The organism is Sphingobacterium sp. MYb388, assembly GCF_037479535.1.
Taxonomy (GTDB): Bacteria; Bacteroidota; Bacteroidia; order Sphingobacteriales; family Sphingobacteriaceae; genus Sphingobacterium; species Sphingobacterium anhuiense.
The window spans coordinates 383,717-404,534 of sequence record NZ_JBBGYV010000001.1; the positions used below are offsets into that span (position 1 = coordinate 383,717).

General features: G+C 35.9%; 15 protein-coding genes. All 15 read left to right on the plus strand.

Going from position 1 to position 20,818, the window contains the following annotated elements; translation table 11 throughout:
- Positions 1-105: 105 nt before the first annotated feature.
- The 15 genes from WH188_RS01750 to WH188_RS01815 all read left to right on the plus strand — a co-directional run bounded on the left by WH188_RS01750 (position 106) and on the right by WH188_RS01815 (position 20,163).
- Positions 106-2,562, plus strand: a complete 2,457-nt coding sequence (locus WH188_RS01750; protein WP_168128191.1) for a glycoside hydrolase family 31 protein — start codon at positions 106-108, stop codon at positions 2,560-2,562.
- A gap of 34 nt (positions 2,563-2,596) precedes the next feature.
- Positions 2,597-4,507 carry a 1,4-alpha-glucan branching protein GlgB gene (gene glgB / locus WH188_RS01755; RefSeq protein WP_339423168.1) on the plus strand — a complete coding sequence of 637 codons (1,911 nt, stop codon included), beginning with the start codon at positions 2,597-2,599 and terminating at the stop codon, positions 4,505-4,507.
- Positions 4,507-5,925 (plus strand): glycogen synthase, encoded by a 1,419-nt coding sequence (locus WH188_RS01760; protein ID WP_339423169.1) that lies wholly within the window; start codon positions 4,507-4,509, stop codon positions 5,923-5,925. Before glgB ends, WH188_RS01760 begins: the two co-directional genes overlap by 1 nt.
- 1 nt (position 5,926) lies before the next feature.
- Positions 5,927-7,198: a glucose-1-phosphate adenylyltransferase gene (locus WH188_RS01765; protein ID WP_021188128.1), complete on the plus strand. Its 1,272-nt coding sequence runs from the start codon at positions 5,927-5,929 to the stop codon at positions 7,196-7,198.
- A 133-nt stretch (positions 7,199-7,331) separates the two neighbouring features.
- Positions 7,332-7,892: a DUF2306 domain-containing protein gene (locus tag WH188_RS01770; RefSeq protein ID WP_339423170.1), complete on the plus strand. Its 561-nt coding sequence runs from the start codon at positions 7,332-7,334 to the stop codon at positions 7,890-7,892.
- A gap of 1 nt (position 7,893) precedes the next feature.
- A complete protein-coding gene (locus WH188_RS01775; RefSeq protein WP_339423171.1) occupies positions 7,894-8,814 on the plus strand; it encodes a YARHG domain-containing protein in 921 nt (306 codons plus the stop codon).
- Positions 8,815-8,888: 74 nt separating this feature from the next.
- Positions 8,889-10,229: a sigma-54-dependent transcriptional regulator gene (locus WH188_RS01780; RefSeq protein ID WP_132771820.1), complete on the plus strand. Its 1,341-nt coding sequence runs from the start codon at positions 8,889-8,891 to the stop codon at positions 10,227-10,229.
- Positions 10,230-11,097: 868 nt separating this feature from the next.
- Positions 11,098-11,457, plus strand: coding sequence for a DUF7674 family protein (locus WH188_RS01785; RefSeq protein ID WP_132771819.1), 360 nt, complete (start codon positions 11,098-11,100; stop codon positions 11,455-11,457).
- A gap of 14 nt (positions 11,458-11,471) precedes the next feature.
- The gene (kdpF, locus tag WH188_RS26240) at positions 11,472-11,549 is read left to right on the plus strand and encodes a K(+)-transporting ATPase subunit F (RefSeq protein WP_084825336.1); all 78 of its coding nucleotides are present in this window, start codon (positions 11,472-11,474) and stop codon (positions 11,547-11,549) included.
- A 39-nt stretch (positions 11,550-11,588) separates the two neighbouring features.
- Positions 11,589-13,277 carry a potassium-transporting ATPase subunit KdpA gene (gene kdpA / locus WH188_RS01790; protein WP_339423172.1) on the plus strand — a complete coding sequence of 563 codons (1,689 nt, stop codon included), beginning with the start codon at positions 11,589-11,591 and terminating at the stop codon, positions 13,275-13,277.
- Between the two features lie 77 nt (positions 13,278-13,354).
- The gene (gene kdpB / locus WH188_RS01795) at positions 13,355-15,364 is read left to right on the plus strand and encodes a potassium-transporting ATPase subunit KdpB (RefSeq protein WP_339423173.1); all 2,010 of its coding nucleotides are present in this window, start codon (positions 13,355-13,357) and stop codon (positions 15,362-15,364) included.
- 12 nt (positions 15,365-15,376) lie between these two features.
- Positions 15,377-15,943: a K(+)-transporting ATPase subunit C gene (locus WH188_RS01800; protein ID WP_339423174.1), complete on the plus strand. Its 567-nt coding sequence runs from the start codon at positions 15,377-15,379 to the stop codon at positions 15,941-15,943.
- A gap of 196 nt (positions 15,944-16,139) precedes the next feature.
- Positions 16,140-17,228, plus strand: a complete 1,089-nt coding sequence (locus WH188_RS01805; RefSeq protein WP_339423175.1) for a porin — start codon at positions 16,140-16,142, stop codon at positions 17,226-17,228.
- 77 nt (positions 17,229-17,305) lie between these two features.
- Positions 17,306-18,427: a sensor protein KdpD gene (locus tag WH188_RS01810; protein ID WP_339423176.1), complete on the plus strand. Its 1,122-nt coding sequence runs from the start codon at positions 17,306-17,308 to the stop codon at positions 18,425-18,427.
- Complete coding sequence (locus tag WH188_RS01815; protein WP_339423177.1) at positions 18,427-20,163, plus strand: HAMP domain-containing sensor histidine kinase; 1,737 nt, start codon at positions 18,427-18,429, stop codon at positions 20,161-20,163. Before WH188_RS01810 ends, WH188_RS01815 begins: the two co-directional genes overlap by 1 nt.
- Positions 20,164-20,818: the final 655 nt, after the last annotated feature.

Consider the following 20,818-nt stretch of genomic DNA (forward strand, 5'->3'; position numbering starts at 1 on the left):
ATAAAATTAAGTTTATTCTTTACCACATGATGTAGCGAGTTTTTGTATTATTTATCGTAATTTAAGTTCAGCTTAAACTGATTAAATTATTTAAAGATAAATACTATGGGAGACTCGATAAAAAAAGAGGAAATTGCAAATGATCTGTTAGATGCAAACTCGTCTGAAGATAATGTACATCATGTTAATAATCCTGTATTAGACCTTCCTACTATAGAGAAAAAATACCTGGCTAGAGTAAGAGCATGCTCTAAGGATCGGAATACATTTTATTTTACAGATGGTATTGCTAAAGTGGAAATTCGAATAGTTTCTGATGAAATTATTCGCGTTCGTTTGGCTCCTCAAGGATCTTTTTTAGATGACTTTTCTTATGCTGTTATCGATACAGATCAGCACGCAGTATCGTTTTCTGTAGATGAAGATGAAACAAGTTATTACGTCAAAACAAATAAAGTGATCTGCGCTATCCGTAAAGCAGATTTTTTGGTTTCATTTCAAGATTTTTTAGGTAAAGTATTCAATACCGATGATAAACCAATGCATTGGGAGGAAAATCCAGACTTTGGCGGTTATTATGTATATTGCAGTAAAAAGGCACATGAAGATGAAGCTTTCTTCGGCCTGGGAGACAAAGCCACCAATTTAAATCTTCGAGGTAAACGATTTAAAAACTGGAATTCGGATACCTACGGCTATGCTTTTAATCAAGATCCCCTTTATAAAACAATTCCTTTTTATATCGGAGTGACTGGTGGAGAAGCCTACGGTATTTTCTTTGATAATACATTCAGAACATTCTTCGATTTTGCTTCAGAAAATAAACAACGTACAAGCTTCTGGTCCGAAGGCGGTGAGATGCAATATTATTATATTCATGGCCCAAATATGATCGATGTGGTAAAACGTTATCATAGTATCACTGGAACCCATTATATGCCTCCATTATGGGGGATTGGTTACCATCAATGTCGATGGAGTTATTATCCTGAGCAGAATGTAAGAGATATAACAGCAGAATTTAGAAAAAGAGAAATTCCTTGCGATGCTATTTACCTCGATATCGATTATATGGATGGCTATCGCTGTTTCACCTGGGACAAAAAATATTTTCCGGATCCTAAAAAAATGATATCAGATTTGGCCGCCAACGGCTTTAAAACAGTGGTTATGATAGATCCTGGTATTAAGGTTGATGAAAATTATTGGGTGTTCAAGGAAGGACAGCAAAATAGATATTTCTGTCGTCGAGGTGATGATTATTTTATGGAAGGTTTTGTATGGCCTGGAAGATGTCAGTTTCCCGATTTTACAAATCCAACTGTAAGGGAATGGTGGGGTACTTTATACAAAGGCTTGGTTGATGACGGAGTTGCTGGATTTTGGAACGATATGAATGAACCTGCTGTTTTTGGAAGAGGTACATTTCCGGATGACGTAAGACATAACTATGATGGCTATCGAGGTTCCCACAGGAAAGCGCACAATATATATGGCATGCAGATGGTACGTGCTACATATGATGGTTTAAAAAAGCTATATAAAAATAAAAGACCTTTTACTATCACGAGAGCAGCGTATTCGGGTACACAGCGTTTTTCTTCGGTATGGACCGGAGATAATATTGCAACATGGGAACATCTTCGTATTGGTCTTTTGCAGTTGCAGAGATTATCCGTTTCGGGACTTTCTTTTTGCGGAACCGATATTGGAGGATTTACAGGAGAACCGGATGGAGAATTGTTTACACGTTGGATGCAATTTGGCGTCTTTTCTCCATTCATGCGTGTACATTCCGCAGGTGATACCCGCGACCGTGAACCATGGAGTTTTGGCCCTGAATGGGAAGCAATATGTAAGAAATTTATTGAAATGAGGTATAAATTACTACCTTATATCTATACCATTTTTTGGCAACAACATCGTTATGGAGAACCTATTTTAAGACCGATTTCCTTGGTGGAACAACATATCCCTAAAAATTTAATACGAGAGGAAGAGTTTTGTTTCGGAGATAAAATTTTAGTCTCACCTGTTCTTAATCCTGGACAAAAGAATAAAGTGGTTTATCTTCCAGAAGGAGAATGGTATTATTATTTCAATTTACAGAAATATGTAGGTTTACAGGAACATACTATTGATACTCCCCTAGATGAAATGCCGATTTTTGTAAAAGGAGGAAGTATAATTCCTGAATATCCCGTGATGCAATATACATTTCAGCAAAAAATTGATGCATTGAAATTGAATGTTTATTTCAGTAGAGGTAAGTTTGACTCTTATACCTATGCTGATCATGGCGATACCTTTGCTTATGAACAAAGTGTCTATGCTGAAAAACACTTCCTTTTAGAAGGGACAGATAATAGCTTAGTGATACTGCAACAAGTGGAAGGACTTTACAATGAAAGATTTGATGATTACAAAATTTATCTGATCGGCATTCCATTTGAAGTAAGAACAGTTAAGGCAGATGGTGTTGAACTCAACTTGTTAAAAGATGAATCAGGCAATGATTACATCCAAGTAGAAAAAGATTTCAGAAACTTAATTATAACATAATTTACGATTATTAAACCTAACACCTAATCTGATCATGGGTCAACCAGTAGAAGTATTTTCGTTACTTACAGCATTCGACATATCATTATTTAGAGCTGGAAGACATTACAAATTATATGAGAAATTTGGATCTCATGTTGTTGAGTATAGCGGTCAATCAGGAGTTTATTTTGCCGTGTGGGCACCTTATGGAAGTCAAGTTTCCGTCATTGGAAATTTCAATGGCTGGAATCCTTATACACACCTTTTGCATGTGCGTTGGGACGGAAGTGGTATCTGGGAGGGATTTATTCCAAATATTGGAATAGGAGAAGTATATAAATATCATATTAATTCGATGGCAGGAGAGCAATTGGAAAAAGCTGATCCTTTTGCGTTGATTAGTGAGTTACCACCACAAACTGCGTCAATTGTCGGTACAACTTGGTATGAGTGGGAGGACAAAAACTGGATGTCACAAAGAGCTCAGTTTAATAGTTTGGATAAACCTATGTCGGTGTATGAAATGCACTTGGGGTCCTGGCAACGTGATCCTTCAGATCCCGATCGTTTGCTTTCCTATCGCGAAATTGCAGATCGATTAGTTCCCTATATAATAGAAACAGGATTTACACATGTCGAGTTTCTTCCTGTTATGGAACACCCCTTTTATCCATCTTGGGGTTATCAGATTGCGGGTTATTTTGCTGCATCTTCACGCTATGGGGGACCACAAGATTTAATGTATTTGATCGAATCTTTACATAAGCATAATATCGGTGTAATTTTAGATTGGGTACCTTCACATTATCCTGGTGACGCTCATGGATTATATCGTTTCGATGGTAGTTTCCTTTACGAGCACGAAGATATAAGAAAGGGCTTTCATCCAGATTGGAAATCATATATCTTTAATTATGGTCGAAACGAAGTGCGATCATTCCTCATTAGTAATGCGCTCTTTTGGTTGGACCGGTATCATGTGGATGGTTTGCGTGTGGATGCCGTTGCTTCCATGCTTTATCTTGATTATTCGCGTCATGAAGGCGAGTGGGAACCCAATAAATTTGGAGGAAGAGAAAATTTGGAAGCTGTAGAGTTTTTAAAAGAATTTAACGAAGCTGTTTATCATCATTTCCCAGATGTTCATACCATCGCAGAGGAATCAACATCTTGGCCAGGTGTAAGTAATCCAACATCTGTAGGAGGATTAGGTTTTGGCATGAAATGGATGATGGGTTGGATGCATGATACGTTAGATTATTTCAAAGAAGATCCTATTAATCGCCGATATCATCATCACAAATTGACTTTTGCAACTGTGTATGCATATCATGAAAATTTTATGTTGCCCTTATCTCATGACGAAGTTGTGCATGGAAAAAAATCTCTTTTGTATAAGATGCCGGGTGATGAATGGCAAAAATTCGCAAATTTAAGAGCACTTTATTTGTATATGTTTACATTAACCGGGACGAAACTGTTATTTATGGGTGATGAATTTGCACAAACAGCAGAGTGGAATGAAAACAAATCTTTGGATTGGCACTTACTGGATTATTCGCCACATAAAGGTATGCTTAGATTTGTTACCGCCTTAAATCGTGTGTACAAAAGTCAACCTGCACTTTATCAGAAAGCTTTTGTAGGCGATGGGTTTCAATGGGTAGAACAAGGAGATTATACCAATAGCGTGTACGCGTATTTACGCAAGGGATATGAAGAAAAAGACAACTTATTAGTCATATTAAATCTAACCCCAGTTGTTAGAAAAGAATTTAGGATAGGTATACCAAAAAATGGCGTATGGGAAGAAATTTTGAATTCAGATCAATTAGAATTTAATGGGAGTGGACTGATCGGCGAAGCTTACAATTCAACACATATTCACTGGATGGGTTTTGAGCAATCGATAACGATAACTTTACCACCTTTAGGAGGTATAATATTAAAACGAAAAGCATAATGAAAGTAATACATTTAAGTGTTGAATGTTTTCCGGTAGCAAAGGTAGGCGGACTGGCAGACGTATTGGGAGCTTTACCTAAATATCAGCGTAAACTTGGTGTTGACGCATCCGTTGTTATGCCTTGGTACAATCGAAAATTTACACAAGAAAATAAGTTTGATCATATTGCCTCCGGAGCTTTCTATCAAGGATCGGAATTATTGCATTATGAAATTTTGAAGGAAGCAAATGATCTGCTCGGATTTCCATTATATCTCATTCGCATACCCGGTAAATTAGATCGTGAGGAAGTATACTGTTACCCTGATGAATCTGAGCAATGGCTGTCATTTCAACATGCTTTTTTACATTGGTTAAAAGCAGATGGCATACAACCCGATTTGATCAATTGTCATGATCATCATGTCGGATTGGTTCCTTTTTTATTGAAATACAGTAATGAATTTCAACAGTTTTCGCATGTTAAAACACTTTTTACAGTTCACAATGGACAGTATCAAGGCTGGATGAATTGGAGTAAAGGTATTTTATTGCCAAGTTTCGATACTTGGCAATGGGGATTGCTTGATTGGGATGGTGTAATTAATCCCATGGCAGCAGCGGTTAAATGTTGCGATGCATTTTCTACGGTTTCAGAAGGATATCTAAAAGAATTATTTATCGAAGCAAATGGTCTACAATCTTTGTTTGCATCCGAATCGCAAAAAGGAATCGGCATTGTTAACGGGATCGATACAGATTATTGGAATCCGCAGTTAGATACTTTAATTGATTCGAATTATAATCTTAATACAGTTGAAAAAGGTAAATCACAAAATAAAAAAAGCTTATGTGAACAGTATAAATTAGATCCTTCTTTACCATTAATGTCATTTATAGGCCGATTTGCTATAGAAAAAGGAGCAGATTTATTAGCTGAAATAATTGATCAACTTTTGGGAAATATTAAATCCAAAATGAGTATATTTATTTTAGGCTCAGGAGATCAAGATATTCAGGATGCTTTGCAACAGGTTTTAGAAAAATACCCAAAACAGCTTGCAGTTTATTTTGGGTATAATGAATCACTTGCACATCAAGTATATGCAGCAACAGATCTGTTATTGATGCCCTCAAGAGTGGAGCCTTGTGGATTAAACCAATTATATGCCCTACAGTATGGGACAATTCCAGTCGTAAGAGGTATTGGCGGGCTCAAAGATACAGTTATTGATGTGAAAGATACAGGTGGATACGGTATCGTATTTCCCGAAGCACATGTTGAAGATGCAGTACAGGGTGTGATAAGGACTTTAGAAATAGTTAACCAGGCCGATTTGTTGTCAGAAATTAGAAAAAGGGAAATGCATTTGGATTTTTCATGGAATAAGTCAGCTCAAAAATATTTGGATTTGTACACTAAATTATTGAAATAATATGTCACACAAAGTAGTCTCTATTGTTTTGGGGGGTGGACGAGGTACTCGTTTGTATCCCTTGACCGAACAGCGCTCAAAACCAGCTGTACCAATTGCTGGTAAATACCGTTTGGTGGATATTCCGATTTCGAATTGCTTAAATTCCGGATATAATAAAATCTTTGTTCTGACACAGTATAATTCGGCATCTTTAAATAAGCACATTAAAAACGCTTATAATTTCAGTATTTTTAGTAAAGGATTTGTAGATATATTAGCTGCAGATCAAAATAATGAAGGCGATCGGTGGTTCGAAGGAACAGCTGATGCTGTGAGGAGAACACAGAAAAATCTGCTGAATGTCGATTATGACTATGTACTTATTCTTTCAGGTGATCAATTGTATCAAATGGATTATGCTGCATTAGTCGACTTTCATGTTAAAAACAAAGGAGATGTCACCATTGCAACTATTCCTGTCACTGGTAAAGATGCAACAGGATTTGGAATTTTAAAATCGGATGAAAATAATGTTATTACCTCCTTTATAGAAAAGCCTAATAAAGAAGAACTGTTAAACTGGGGGTCCGAAGTATCAGAAGAGATGGATAAGCGCGGTAGACATTATTTAGCTTCTATGGGGATTTATGTTTTTTCAAAAGGAGTATTGGCCTCCTTACTCAAAGAAAATCCAGGTATGGATTTTGGGAAAGAAATCATTCCTGAAAGTATAGATTCCAAAAATGTACTGAGTTATCAATTTGATGGGTACTGGACTGACATTGGTACAATTAGTTCTTTTTTTGAAGCAAATATTGGTTTAACCGATGATATCCCTGATTTTAATTTGTTTAATGAAACAGTTTATACAAGAGCACGGATGTTGCCTCCTTCTAAAATATCAGGAACTACATTAAACAATACAATTGTTGCAGATGGATGTATTCTTAATGGCGATAAAATTCAGCGTTCAATCATTGGTATTCGCTCCCGTATAGGACATGGTACAGTGATTAAAAACACCTATATGATGGGTAGTGATTATTATGAACAACTGGAGGAAGTTTTGGAATTAGGAAGTACGCAGGCACCTCCGCCAGTAGGCGTCGGTGAACGATGTTATATTGAAAATGCAATCCTAGATAAAAACTGTCGTATTGGTAATAATGTTCGTATAAAAGGAGGGAAGCATCTTAAAGATGGAGATTATGAGACTTATGCTGTTTGTGATGGTATCGTGGTCGTAAAGAAAGAAGCGGTTATTGTGAACGGCATTACCATTGGTTGTTAAGTGAAATTTTGAAAATTAAGGTAATTTTTTAAATTACCTTAATTAAATCAAATCGGAAGAGATGACTTTGGGTTGGAAAAAAATCATTGGTAATTTAGTACTATTATTACTGTTTGGGTATAGCTGTATCCTAATGGCAGAAATTATTTGGCAATATCGAAATTTTGAATTAGATACTTCTTTTTTACAGATTAAACAGACTGAAATAACGGAGATCTTCTGGTACAGATATGTGTTTTATGCCCATGTTACTTTTGCAATTTTAGCGCTTCCAGCTGGATTTACTCAATTTAATAGCACCATTTTAAGAACATACCCACGTTTACATAGCGCATTTGGTTATTTATATGTTGGTGCTATTTTAATTGTTGCAGCACCCTCTGGTTTTTTAATCGCAATGCAAGCTAACGGTGGACCAGTTGCTCAAATTGCCTTTACCTTACTTGCAATATTTTGGTTTTTCTTTACACTTCAAGCTGTTCTAAAAGCAAAAACGGGAGATTTTAAAGCGCATAAAAATTTTATGATCAGAAGTTTTGCATTGACATGTTCGGCATTAACTTTGCGCTATTGGAAACTTGTATTAGTTTATTTCTTTCATCCCTATCCCATGGACCTATACCAATTGGTGGCCTGGTTAGGCTGGATTCCAAATCTACTAATTGCAGAATGGATAATTAACTGTAATAAATAATATGAAAAGACTTTTCTATATGGCACTGGCATTCGTCATGCTAACCTCTTGTAATAGTAAAACAGATAAAAAATCTTCAGACCAATCAGTTGCGGGAGCTATGGTCGAAAATGAGATTCATCCAGAATTATATGGAAATTGGGTAGGCGATTTTACTGTAGATGAAAAAGTTTCGGAAGAAATTCTTGAAAAGCAAGGCGAATTTCCTGCGGAATTCGATTATAGTCCTAAAATTAATTTGACAATTAAAAGAATCACAGCTGATACAGTCATTGCGCAAAATGTGGTTAAAGGAAATTTAAGACCTTTGGTAGGGAAAATAGAAGAAAATGGAAATTTGATCACCTTTATCTTGGATGAGCCCGGAGATAAAAAATCTGACGGAAGATTTGAGTTCAAATTGAATAAAGATACTTTAGAGGGATCTTGGACAGCATTTGATCAAAGTGTAAATGTGAAAAAACGGAATTTCAAATTAATAAAAAAACAGTTCGTTTATAATGCTAATCTCATGTTACCTAATGATGAAAATAGCGAACCATTAATTGATTGGTATGCGTCAAAAAAGGAAACAAAGACGATGGCAGACGGAGATTCAACTTACACCTTTATTAATGATTTATATCGTGCAGCATCGCCTGTTGTATATACGCTAAATGCGTCCAAAACAAAGCTCACAGAAGCCGATTTAAAAAATTTGAAGAAGTTGGATTTAGAGATTATTCGAAATACTATTTTTGCACGTCATGGATATGCTTTTACTAAAATTAATGTGCGTCAATTCTTTGATCCGGTGGATTGGTATGTGCCGGTTTCCAATGATGTAACAAAAGAGCTAACGCAATTGGAACGTGATAATATCGCCCTATTAACACGTTTTGAAAAGTTTGCAACTGATAACTATGATCATTTTGGTCGTTAGGTACAAGTTGTATCTGATATACATACTAAGTTTCGCCTAAAATTTACTTAAGTTTGATATCTAAAATTTAATCATTGAGCACTATCCTAATCATCGACGACGAAGAAAAGATTCGTACACTACTTGCTAGAATTATTACCCTAGAAGGCTTTGAGGTATTTCAAGCTTCAGATTTAAAGAAAGGATTGAAACGCTTGGAAGAGCAAGATATTGATGTTGTAATCTGTGATGTTAAATTACCCGACGGAAGTGGTGTAGATAGCACAAAAGTAATAAAAGAGAAGTATCCGTTAATTGAAATTATCTTGTTGACAGCATATGGAAATATTCCGGATGGCGTACAGGCAATTAAAAATGGAGCTTTTGATTACATTACCAAAGGAGACGATAACAATAAGATTATTCCATTAGTAAATAATGCAAGCGAAAAGGTAGCATTGGCAAAAAGAGTTCAAAAACTCGAAAAACAGCTAGGAGACCGCTATTCCTTTGACAAGATTGTCGGAAAATCGAAACCAATCTTAAATGCAATTGATTTAGCAAAAAGAGTTGCTGTTACTGATACAACAGTGTTATTAACAGGTGATACAGGAACTGGAAAAGAAGTGTTTGCACAAGCGATACATCAGGCAAGTAACCGTAGTAAGTTTAATTTTGTCGCCATTAATTGTGCTGCTTTTAGTAAAGAACTATTGGAAGGTGAATTATTTGGGCATAAGGCCGGTTCTTTTACCGGTGCAATGAAAGATCAAAGAGGACTTTTTGAAGAGGCAAATAAAGGCACTATTTTTCTTGATGAAATCGGCGAAATGCCAGTGGAATTGCAAGCCAAAATTTTAAGGGTATTAGAAACTGGCGAATTTTTAAAAATTGGAGAAACAAAAGTAACACGTGTAGATGTTCGTATTATCGCAGCTACGAATCGTAATTTGGAAGAAGAAATAGCAAATGAACATTTCAGAAGTGACTTATTTTATCGTCTTTCGGTATTCAGTATTTATTTGCCAGCACTGCGTGAACGTAAGCAAGATATTCATTTATTGGCAAATCATTTTACACAAATCTTTTCTTTGCGTGCTAAGAGAAAAGAATTACAAATCTCGCCTGAATATATTACTGCATTGGAAAACCATCAATGGAAAGGAAATATTCGTGAACTTAAAAATTGCATAGAACGTAGTGTGATTTTATCAGATAATGATGTATTGTGTGTTGACACGCTTCCTTTTGCTAGTATAGCTGTTGATTCAGGTGTAAAAATGTTATCTGCCTTCTCCATGGCAAGTGTAGAAAAAGTGCATATTCAAAAAGTACTACACCATACTCAGGGAAACAAAGCAGAGGCTGCTCGTCTTTTGGAAATTGGTATTGCAACACTCTATCGTAAGATTGAAGAGTATAAATTAATATCATGAGCTAGAGGTCTCTGGTCTTACGGAGGCCTTACATATTGTTATCTTCCTCTCGGATGATTGTTTAATAATTACTTTGTTAAGTATATTTCAAACTTGTATTGAACTGATTCTGGAAGGAATAGACTATTCCTTAGAGAACTTAGAAGTTTATAGTTTAAGATAAAAAAATCCAATTGTTGTTATAGGGATGTCAATTGGATCTCGTTAATACCAATTTATCTGTATATCGGCCTTATATTCATTATACGGCCATTTTTATATTACTTTCATTATAATGCCACTATTCTTGGCTCTTTCAGACATGTTGTTCCTTACAACTTTCGAGCAGTGTAATAATTCTCTGTAAAAATTCCTTTTAACCTTATATCACTCTGCATCATACCTCTTAAAATTCCTTCTATTATGATAATGAGCCTATCATTTTGATAGGTTTTTCTGTTTTTAATTATTTGCGTTATTGTCTTAAGTTGCTATTATTCTGTATTTTATTTTCCTGTTATTAGACTTGGAATAAAATTGGCATCCAGCACTTCCAAAATGAATACTCATGTTAAATTCAAAATGGAAAAAAATCAGGCAGTACGACAGGTACTGGAAATCCGGCATAACGTCCGGACTATTGAAAATTGCCTTTGTTGCAATTGTGACTTTTGCGCTTGTAAAATTTGTAGATATTCTCAGCACATAAATTAATAAAGATGATAGCCATAATATTGACACTTGTCGGTGTAATTTGTTTTGCACTGTTTTTTAAATCAATTGACTTTTTTGATCAGATTTAAGGTGAAGCCAAGAAGTAGATAATCTTGAAATATAGCAGCTATTATGTACTACTCGAGCAGTCATCAACAAATGAAAAAATAATAGAATGAAAACAAAAATGATAAGTACCCTGGAAGAATGGATACCAGAGTCCAGTAATTGGATTTCAGATAAAGAATTAGGCGATCATACCGTAGCTGATTATATCGTATTAGGGAAATTAGCCGAACAATGCTTAAAAAAGATGAACTCAGGTAATGAATATGAGTATGCAGACGCCGAAGAAATTGCAAAAGTGGTGAATTTGATATATCAGGGAGGAAACCAATATACACGTAATGCGATCGAAAATGAATTTCTGACTAAGCTGTCCATAGAAGAAAGTCCAGCAAGTTTAAAAAAGCATCTGGCCATATTGCCAAAAGAATTGAGGAAGGAATACCTCAAAACGATAATGGAAAATTAAAATTATAGCAAACGATGATAGCATTACTCATAGTAGCAGTAGGCGTGTTTGCATACATCGTGTATGTATTACTAAAGCCCGAGCAGTTTTAACAATCAAACTGTGAATGAAATAATATTTAAAATTTAATTATGAATACAGAAATAATAGCCATAATCGTCATGTTTCTTGGTACGATCGCTTTAGCAATTCCTTTAGGGAAATATATTGCGAAAGTATTTGCTGGAAATAAGACAATCTTTGATCCCGTTTTCAATCCGATTGAAAGATTATTTTATAAACTAACAGGTATAAACCCAAAAGTTGAAATGAGTTGGAAGCAGCATATGGTTGCGATGCTCACCATCAATATGATTTGGTTTCTGGTGGGAATGCTGGTACTGATGACGCAAGGAAGATTACCTTTAAATCCAGATCAAAATCCAAGCATGACAGCAGATTTAGCATTCAACACGGTAATCTCTTTTGTTGTTAACTGTAATTTACAACATTACTCTGGTGAAACTGGGGTGAGTTATTTGGGACAATATTGGTTGATGTTTTTACAGTTTGTCAGTGCAGGTACTGGTATGGCTGCGGTAGTAACTCTTTTTAGAGCTTTTAGAGATAAAACAGCTACAGATTTAGGTAATTTTTATGAATATTTTATAAAATCCTGTACACGAATTCTGCTTCCATTATCCTTTATTGTAGCTATTATACTTGCTTTTCAAGGAACACCCATGACGTTTGAGGGTAAGGATACGATTGTAAGTCTGCAAGGTGATACCGTTGAAGTATCGCGAGGACCTGCCGCAGCGTTTGTTGCAATCAAACATATTGGAACAAATGGTGGTGGTTTTTTTGGAACCAATTCAGCTCACCCTTTTGAAAATCCGACCTATTTAAGCAATATGGTAGAAATGGCGGCGCAGATGATCGTACCATTTGCCATGATATTTGCTTTTGGTTATTTTATCAAGAGGAGAAAATTGTCCTGGATGATGTTTGCCGTGATGACTGTAGGATTTTTGATGTTGGCAATTCCCAATATCAAGATGGAAATGGATGGTAACCCTGCTTTAACGAGTTTGGGAATTGATCAGTCATTAGGTGCAATGGAAGGAAAAGAAATACGAATTGGTGCAGCAACATCTGGATTCTGGAGTATTGTGACAACAGTGATTTCAACGGGATCTGTTAATTCCATGCACGATAGTTCAATGCCACTTTCCGGAATGAATGAATTATTAGCAATGATGATAAATAGTTTTTATGGAGGTGCAGGAGTTGGTATCCTTAACTTTTTCATCTTCATTATTCTTGCTGTATTTATCAGTGGACTGATGGTGGGACGCACACCTGAGTTTTTAGGGAAAAAAATAGAAGCTAGAGAAATGAAGATTGCGATGATTATTGCATTGATTCACCCATTTCTAATCTTAATCAGTGCAGGTTTAGCAACCGCATTTCCCGGACAAGGGGCATCAACATTAAACAATCCTGGTTTTCATGGTTTCAGTGAGATCTTATATGAATATACATCATCATCGGCAAATAATGGAAGTGGATTCGAAGGTTTAGGTGATAATACACCTTGGTGGAATATCAGCACTGGTATCGTTTTGATCTTATCACGCTTCTTGCCGATTATCGGACCAGTAGCAATTGCAGGTTTGTTGGCTAAGAAAAAATTCATTCCTGAGGGCGAGGGAACTTTACAGACAGATACAGCAACTTTTGGGATTTTGGTATTTACAGTAATCATTATTGTAGCTGCATTATCATTTTTCCCAGCATTAGCTTTAGGTCCTATTGCAGAATATTTTTCTATGCGTTAATCTCATTTGAATGATAACGATCACTGGTTTAGATAAGCTAACACGATCGTTTACTTCATCAATATAAATATTTAAAAATGAATAAGAATCAATCATTATTTCAGAGTGACATGTTGTTGCAAGCTTGCAAACAGTCTTTCGTGAAATTGAACCCTAAACTGATGTTTCGTAATCCCGTAATGTTTACGGTAGAGATCGGAACTTTTGTGATGCTAATAGTCAGTTTATGGATATTGTCAGGAGAATCATCACAAGGTAGTTTTGGTTATAACTTCACCATATTTTTGATTTTATTGCTTACTCTGTTGTTTGCCAATTTTGCGGAAGCGATTGCTGAAGCTAGAGGAAAAGCACAAGCAGACAGTTTACGTAAAACAAGAGAGGAAACCCCTGCAAAATTAGCAAATGGAAGTATGATTTCTTCTTCACAACTTGTGAAAGGTGATATCTTTATATGTGAAGCAGGTGATATCATTCCTTCTGATGGAGAGATTGTTGCAGGCTTGGCAACGATAGACGAAAGCGCGATCACTGGAGAGTCGGCTCCTGTTATACGTGAAGCAGGAGGGGATAAAAGTAGTGTAACAGGAGGAACAAAAGTATTGTCCGATAAGATACAGGTAAAAGTAACGACCGAACCAGGTGAAAGTTTTTTAGATAAAATGATCGCTTTGGTAGAAGGAGCAAGTCGTCAAAAAACACCAAATGAAATTGCATTGACCATTCTTTTAGCAGGTTTTACCTTGGTATTCATTATTGTTACTGTGACTTTAAAACCTTTTGCAGATTATGCCAATGCGCCCATCACAATTGCAGCTTTTATTTCACTATTTATCTGCTTAATACCCACTACGATTGGCGGATTATTATCCGCAATTGGTATCGCAGGAATGGATAGAGCGTTGCGGGCAAATGTCATTACTAAAAGCGGAAAAGCAGTAGAGACGGCTGGAGATATTGATGTCCTATTATTGGATAAAACTGGTACCATTACCATTGGTAACCGTAAAGCAACACATTTTTACCCAACGAAAGGCATAGCCGAAGAGCGGTTGATTAAAGCCGCTGTATTAAGTTCAATGAGTGATGAAACTCCTGAAGGAAAATCAATCATTGAGTTGGCTGGTGTTAATCCGTTGGCATATCCAATCAATGCACCCGTTTTTATCAAATTCACGGCAGAGACAAGAAGTTCGGGGATCGATTTTGATCAGACTCGTATTCGTAAAGGTGCGACTGATGCGATCCGTAATATCGTTACGCAGGCCGGAAATGTATTTCCAGTAGATATAACCGATCAGGTTACTAAAATTTCTCAAAATGGAGGTACACCCTTAGTTGTTTGTGAAAACGAAATTGCTTTAGGCGTCATTGAATTGCAGGACGTTATTAAACCAGGGATTCAAGAGCGGTTCGAACGTTTACGGAAAATGGGTATCAAAACAGTTATGGTAACCGGCGATAATCCATTGACGGCAAAATATATTGCCGAAAAGGCCGGAGTCGATGATTTTATTGCTGAGGCTAAGCCAGAGGATAAGATGAACTACATCAAAATGGAACAAGCTAATGGCCGTCTGGTTGCCATGATGGGAGATGGTACAAATGATGCTCCAGCACTGGCTCAGGCAGATGTTGGTGTTGCAATGAATAGTGGGACGCAAGCTGCTAAGGAAGCAGGCAACATGGTTGATTTGGATAATGATCCGACGAAATTGATCGAAGTTGTGGAGATCGGTAAACAATTATTGATGACTCGTGGCACACTTACTACTTTTAGTATTGCAAACGATGTGGCGAAATATTTTGCGATTATTCCTGCTCTATTCATTACGGCTATTCCAGCGTTGCAAGGATTAAATATTATGCAATTACATAGTCCAGAGAGCGCCATCTTATCTGCCGTGATATTCAATGCCCTAATTATTCCATTTTTAATTCCATTGGCTTTGAAAGGGGTGGCCTATAAACCGATAGGTGCAAGTGCACTGTTACGTCGTAATCTGCTCATTTTTGGAGTAGGGGGTATTTTGGTGCCATTTGTAGGCATCAAATTGATTGATCTTATTGTATCCTTATTTATTTAAAAAAACGAAATCATGAAAAAGCATATTTTACCAGCTATAAAGCTGACTTTTATCCTAATTGTTTTTTTTGCAGTCATCTATCCTTTTGCTGTATGGGCCATTGCTCAAGTAGCTCCAAATGAAGGTAAAGGTGAAATCATCACTTTTAAAGGTAGGACTTATTACAGCAACATTGGTCAGGCCTTTACAAATGATCACTATTTCTGGTCCCGTCCTTCTGCGGCTGGCTATAATGCAGCAGGATCTGCGGGAAGTAACAAAGGCCCTTCAAACCCTTCATATCTGGCAGAGGTAAAAGGTAGGATAGATACATTTTTGGTGCATAATCCCGCTATTACAAAAGCACAAATACCTGCTGATCTTATTACTGCAAGTGCGAGTGGCTTAGATCCTCACTTTTCAGTACAGGCAGCTCAGGTTCAGGTGAAACGTATTGCTAAGATCCGAAATATTGCAGAAGCAGACTTATTGACATTAATTCATGAGCATACCGAAAAACCATTAATCGGACTATTTGGTCCTGCTAAAATAAATGTATTAAAGTTGAATATTGCATTAGACCAATTATCTGCAAAATAATTTAATATCAAATATCCATGTCATACACATTCGAATAAATGTAATTATGTGAAGAGTGATGTGTACGCAGTCTGGATATTTCATATCATCCTTATACAATCAATTAACAAATGTGAAATCAAGCTGTGAAATCATCTGCTATGGATGTAAAGCATGATTTACACGAATGCTCTATCAACAAAATGATAAAATTAAGATGAAAAAATATATCATCAGTTCCCTATTGTTATTAGGAACTATCCATATTTTGCAAGCACAAGAAAACGTTGAGATCAAAAATCCGTTAACGATTAGTGGCTATGTTGAAGTATACAGTCAGTACGATTTTTCTAACCCTAAAAATAATTCCCGACCAGGATATGTATACAGTTATCATCGTAATAATGAGGTTAATTTAAATCTTGGATTGATTAAATTAAATTATGAATCTGATAGAATCAGGACTAACCTGGCATTGGCGGCTGGTACTTATATGAATGCAAATTATGCTGCTGAACCAGTAACGTTGAAAAATATCTACGAAGCAAATGTCGGTATCAAGATTTCAGAAAAGCATAATTTATGGATTGATGCTGGTGTTTTGCCATCTCATATTGGATTTGAAAGCGCCATTAGTAAGGATTGCTATACCCTGACACGTAGTATAGGAGCGGATAACTCTCCTTATTTTGAAACAGGAGCTAAGATATCGTATACGACCGATGACGGTAAATGGATGATGAGTGGATTAGTTTTAAATGGCTGGCAAAGAATTCAGCGGATTGACGGAAACAGTACCCCCGCTTTTGGGCATCAGTTAACGTATAGGCCTACGGATAAAATAACTTTAAACAGCAGTTCGTTTATTGGTAATGATAAAGCCGATTCTGTTCGTCAGATGCGGTATTTTCATAATTTTTATGGACAGTTCCAACTGCATGATAAATTTACGGTTATAACAGGGTTTGATATTGGTGCTGAACAAAAAGAAAAAGGAAGCAGTCATTACAACACATGGTTTACTCCAGTTTTGATCGCTTCCTATAAACCTCATGATGATTTTGCTATAGCTTTACGAGGTGAATATTATCAAGATAAGAAAGGGATAATTATTAATACCGGAATTACAAATGGTTTTCAAACATTTGGTTATTCCTTTTCAGTAGATTATGTGGTTTTTTCAAATTTAGTATGGCGAACAGAGTTAAAGAGACTACAGAGTAAAGATGCTATTTTTGCTGATCGAAATGATTCTTTGGAAAAAGATAATATGATTGGAATTACTTCTTTGGCATTACGTTTTTAATCGAATTATTATTTCTCTTGTTGTTTTATACTTGTTTATAAAATAACAAGAGAACTAATAACATGATCTACACTTATATGGAAGAAAGAAAAGATGCGGAACATTTCTTAGGGCTGATAAAAAAATCTAGGAAAGGAAAATTTAAACTTTATATCGGTATGAGCGCTGGTGTGGGGAAAACTTACCGTATGCTACAAGAGGCACATATGCTTCTACATAGTGGGGTAGATATTAAAATAGGTTATATTGAAACTCATAATAGAAAAGAAACACATGCATTGTTGGGTGGTATTCCGTTGATAACCAGACGTAAACTTTTTTATAAGGGAAAAGAGCTTGAAGAATTGGATGTTCAGGCGGTTATTAACATACATCCTGAAATTGTTATAATTGATGAACTTGCTCATAGTAACATTGAAGGAAGTGTCAATGCTAAGCGTTGGCAGGATGTTGTCGATATATTGGATGCAGGTATCAGTGTGATCAGCGCGGTAAATATTCAGCATATTGAAAGTTTACATGATGAGATTAAGGACATAACAGGTATAGATGTACAGGAAAGGGTACCCGATAGTGTGCTTGGATTGGCCGATGAGGTCGTTAATATTGATTTAACAGCTGAAGAGTTGATAAATAGATTGAAAGATGGTAAAATTTATGATGCTGCTAAGATAGAAATGGCATTAGCAAATTTTTTTAATAGTGATCATATTTTGCAATTACGTGAACTGGCTTTAAAAGAAGTTGCTTCACAGGTGCAAAGGAAGGTTGAGACGGAGATTATTCATCATAAATATATGAAGAAGGAGCAATTTCTAGCTTGTGTAAGTTCAAATGAGAAGACTGCTACGATCGTAATTCGCAAGACTGCAAGGTTAGCAAACTATTATAATAGTAAATGGTTTGTTCTCTATGTACAAACGCCTAAAGAAAGTGTCTCTAAAATAGCGCTGGATAAACAGCGACATTTGATTAATAATTTTAAATTAGCAACAGAATTGGGCGCCGAGATTATAAAGGTTAATCATAGCAAGATCGCTACAGCTATTATTGAGCAATGTGAAGCAAAACAGATAACGACAGTTTGTATAGGTAAGCCACATTTGGGATTAATCAAAATCATTTGGGCAACAAATACTTTTAATAAACTTCTGACGAAGCTTTCAAACGAAAAAATTGATCTTATAATTCTTTCATAATGCGTATAAAGACAAAATTAACTTTTGGTGTTGGGTCACTATTTCTGATGATTGTACTATTGGTTGTGGTAAGTGGCTGGTATGTCAATCAGTTGAAAAGGGATACCAATAATATTCTCGTTGCCAATTATAATACTTTGCAATATGCCCGCAATATGCTGTTGGCATTGGAAGAATATGATGTTGATCCAGTAGCGTTACATGATTTTAAGGAAAATCTAGAGAAACAAAAGCATAATGTTACTGAAATCGGAGAGGTGCAGGCTACAAAGATGGTCGAAAAACATTTCTATCAGTTTACCGCAAATAAAGCAGATGTCACGTTGCTTTCCAAAATAAGAAAAGACATTACTGAATTGATGCGTCTCAATATGGAAGCCATAGAACGTAAAAGTGATATTGCTTCTGTAACTGCAGAAAAAGCCATTGCTGTCATTTCCATTACTGGAACATTGTGTTTTCTGATTGCTTTTGTTCTGATCGTTAACTTGCCATCAAATATTGCGAATCCTATTAAAGAATTGACAGAAAGCATTAAGCAGATTGCAAATGAAAACTATAAAAAACGAATACATTATGATAAACGTAATGAATTTGGAGAGCTTGCAAATTCTTTTAATACAATGGCTGAAAAACTAGAAGAATATGCCGAAAGTAAATTGGATAAAATATTAAAGGGGAAAAAACGAATAGATACTCTTATTAATAACATGCATGATCCTGTAATTGGAATTGATGAACAGAAGGTGGTATTATTCGCGAATGAAGAAGCTTTGAAAATTTCTGGTTTACAAAATGAACATCTAATTGGAAAGCAAATACAGGATGTAGCGGTGACAAATGATCTGATACGTGATTTTATCAAAGATATTTTTCAGGATCAGAAACAACGAGAAGCTACTCTTCTTAAGATTTATGCAAATGGTAAAGAAAGTTATTTTGAGAAGGAGATTGTCGATATCAATATTGTACCGACGGGGGAATTAGATTCTCAATTTATAGGACAGGTCATCATGTTACGTAATATTACCCAGTTTAAAGAAATGGATTTCGCTAAAACGAATTTTATTGCAACCATATCGCATGAACTTAAAACACCGATTGCCTCTATAAAGATGGGGTTACAACTTTTAGAAAATAAACAAATTGGCGTACTCAATGAAGATCAAAATAATCTTGTTCAAAGTATCCGCGAGGATACCGGGAGGTTGTTGAAAATTACAGGTGAGCTTTTGAATATGACGCAGGTTGAAAGTGGGACCATTCAGTTAAATGTAGCACCTACCAATGTGAGCGAACTTATCGAATATGCTATACGCGCAACAAAAGCGATGGCAGAACAAAAACATATAGAATTGCAATTGCAAATAGAAAATAACCTACCAGATGTGCTTGCTGATAATGAAAAAACAGCCTGGGTATTGACCAACTTACTTTCAAATGCAGTACGTTATTCCTATGAAAATGCTGTCATTGGGATCGCTATTGGATCTAGTGAGGATAAAGTGAAATTTGCAATTAAAGATGCTGGACAAGGTATAGAAGATCAGTATAAGGATAAAATATTTGAGCGGTATTTTCGAATTCCGGGTACAAAAAAAGAAGGTACAGGTTTGGGTTTAAGTATCAGTAAAGAGTTTATCGAAGCACAGGGGGGGACTATAACTGTTGATAGTGAATATGGTTCAGGAAGTACTTTTTCTTTTACCTTGAATCGTATTGATACCAATAATTAAAAAAAAACTAGTTTCTGTAGCAATACTTGAGATGGCCGCAAGACAGTAAAGACCGCTGTGTGCTTGGCAGTTTTAACGAGTGGTGTTGCGCATTTTGCCTAAAGGTATGATAGCAATGCGCTATGGCGCATTGATTTATCACTCTGGTCAACGTATATACCAATTTAGCCGTTTGTCTTTGTGTTTTAGGTAAATCATTTTGCGCTGCAGCGGTGTCGCAATTCGTTATGTCCGATTGATTTATCACTCTGGCCAATGTATATTAAAAATTTGACCGTCTGTCTTTATTCTTTAGGTAGTTCATTTTACGCTATTGCTTATTAATAACTCTGAATGGCTTATAGGTATTCCTACGTAACATGCTTTTAGAGAAATAGTATTTTACTATTAAGTTATTTAAGTTTACTAGCGAGTAAAATTCTGATATTGTCTAGCCTCTTGTTTAAATTAAAAGAGCTTTTCGTACAGAATCGATGCACTTAGGGAAAGTCTGATTTTTAGTTGAATTTATTGAAAATCATATTGGGGAGCTTATTTTGTATTCGGAATTGACGTAAAACCCATACGACAGCTTTGATATGCCGTATGCCGAAATAAAATTAGCAGAAGGATTTATGAATACGCCATACCGCGGCAAGATAAATCATATCCGTTC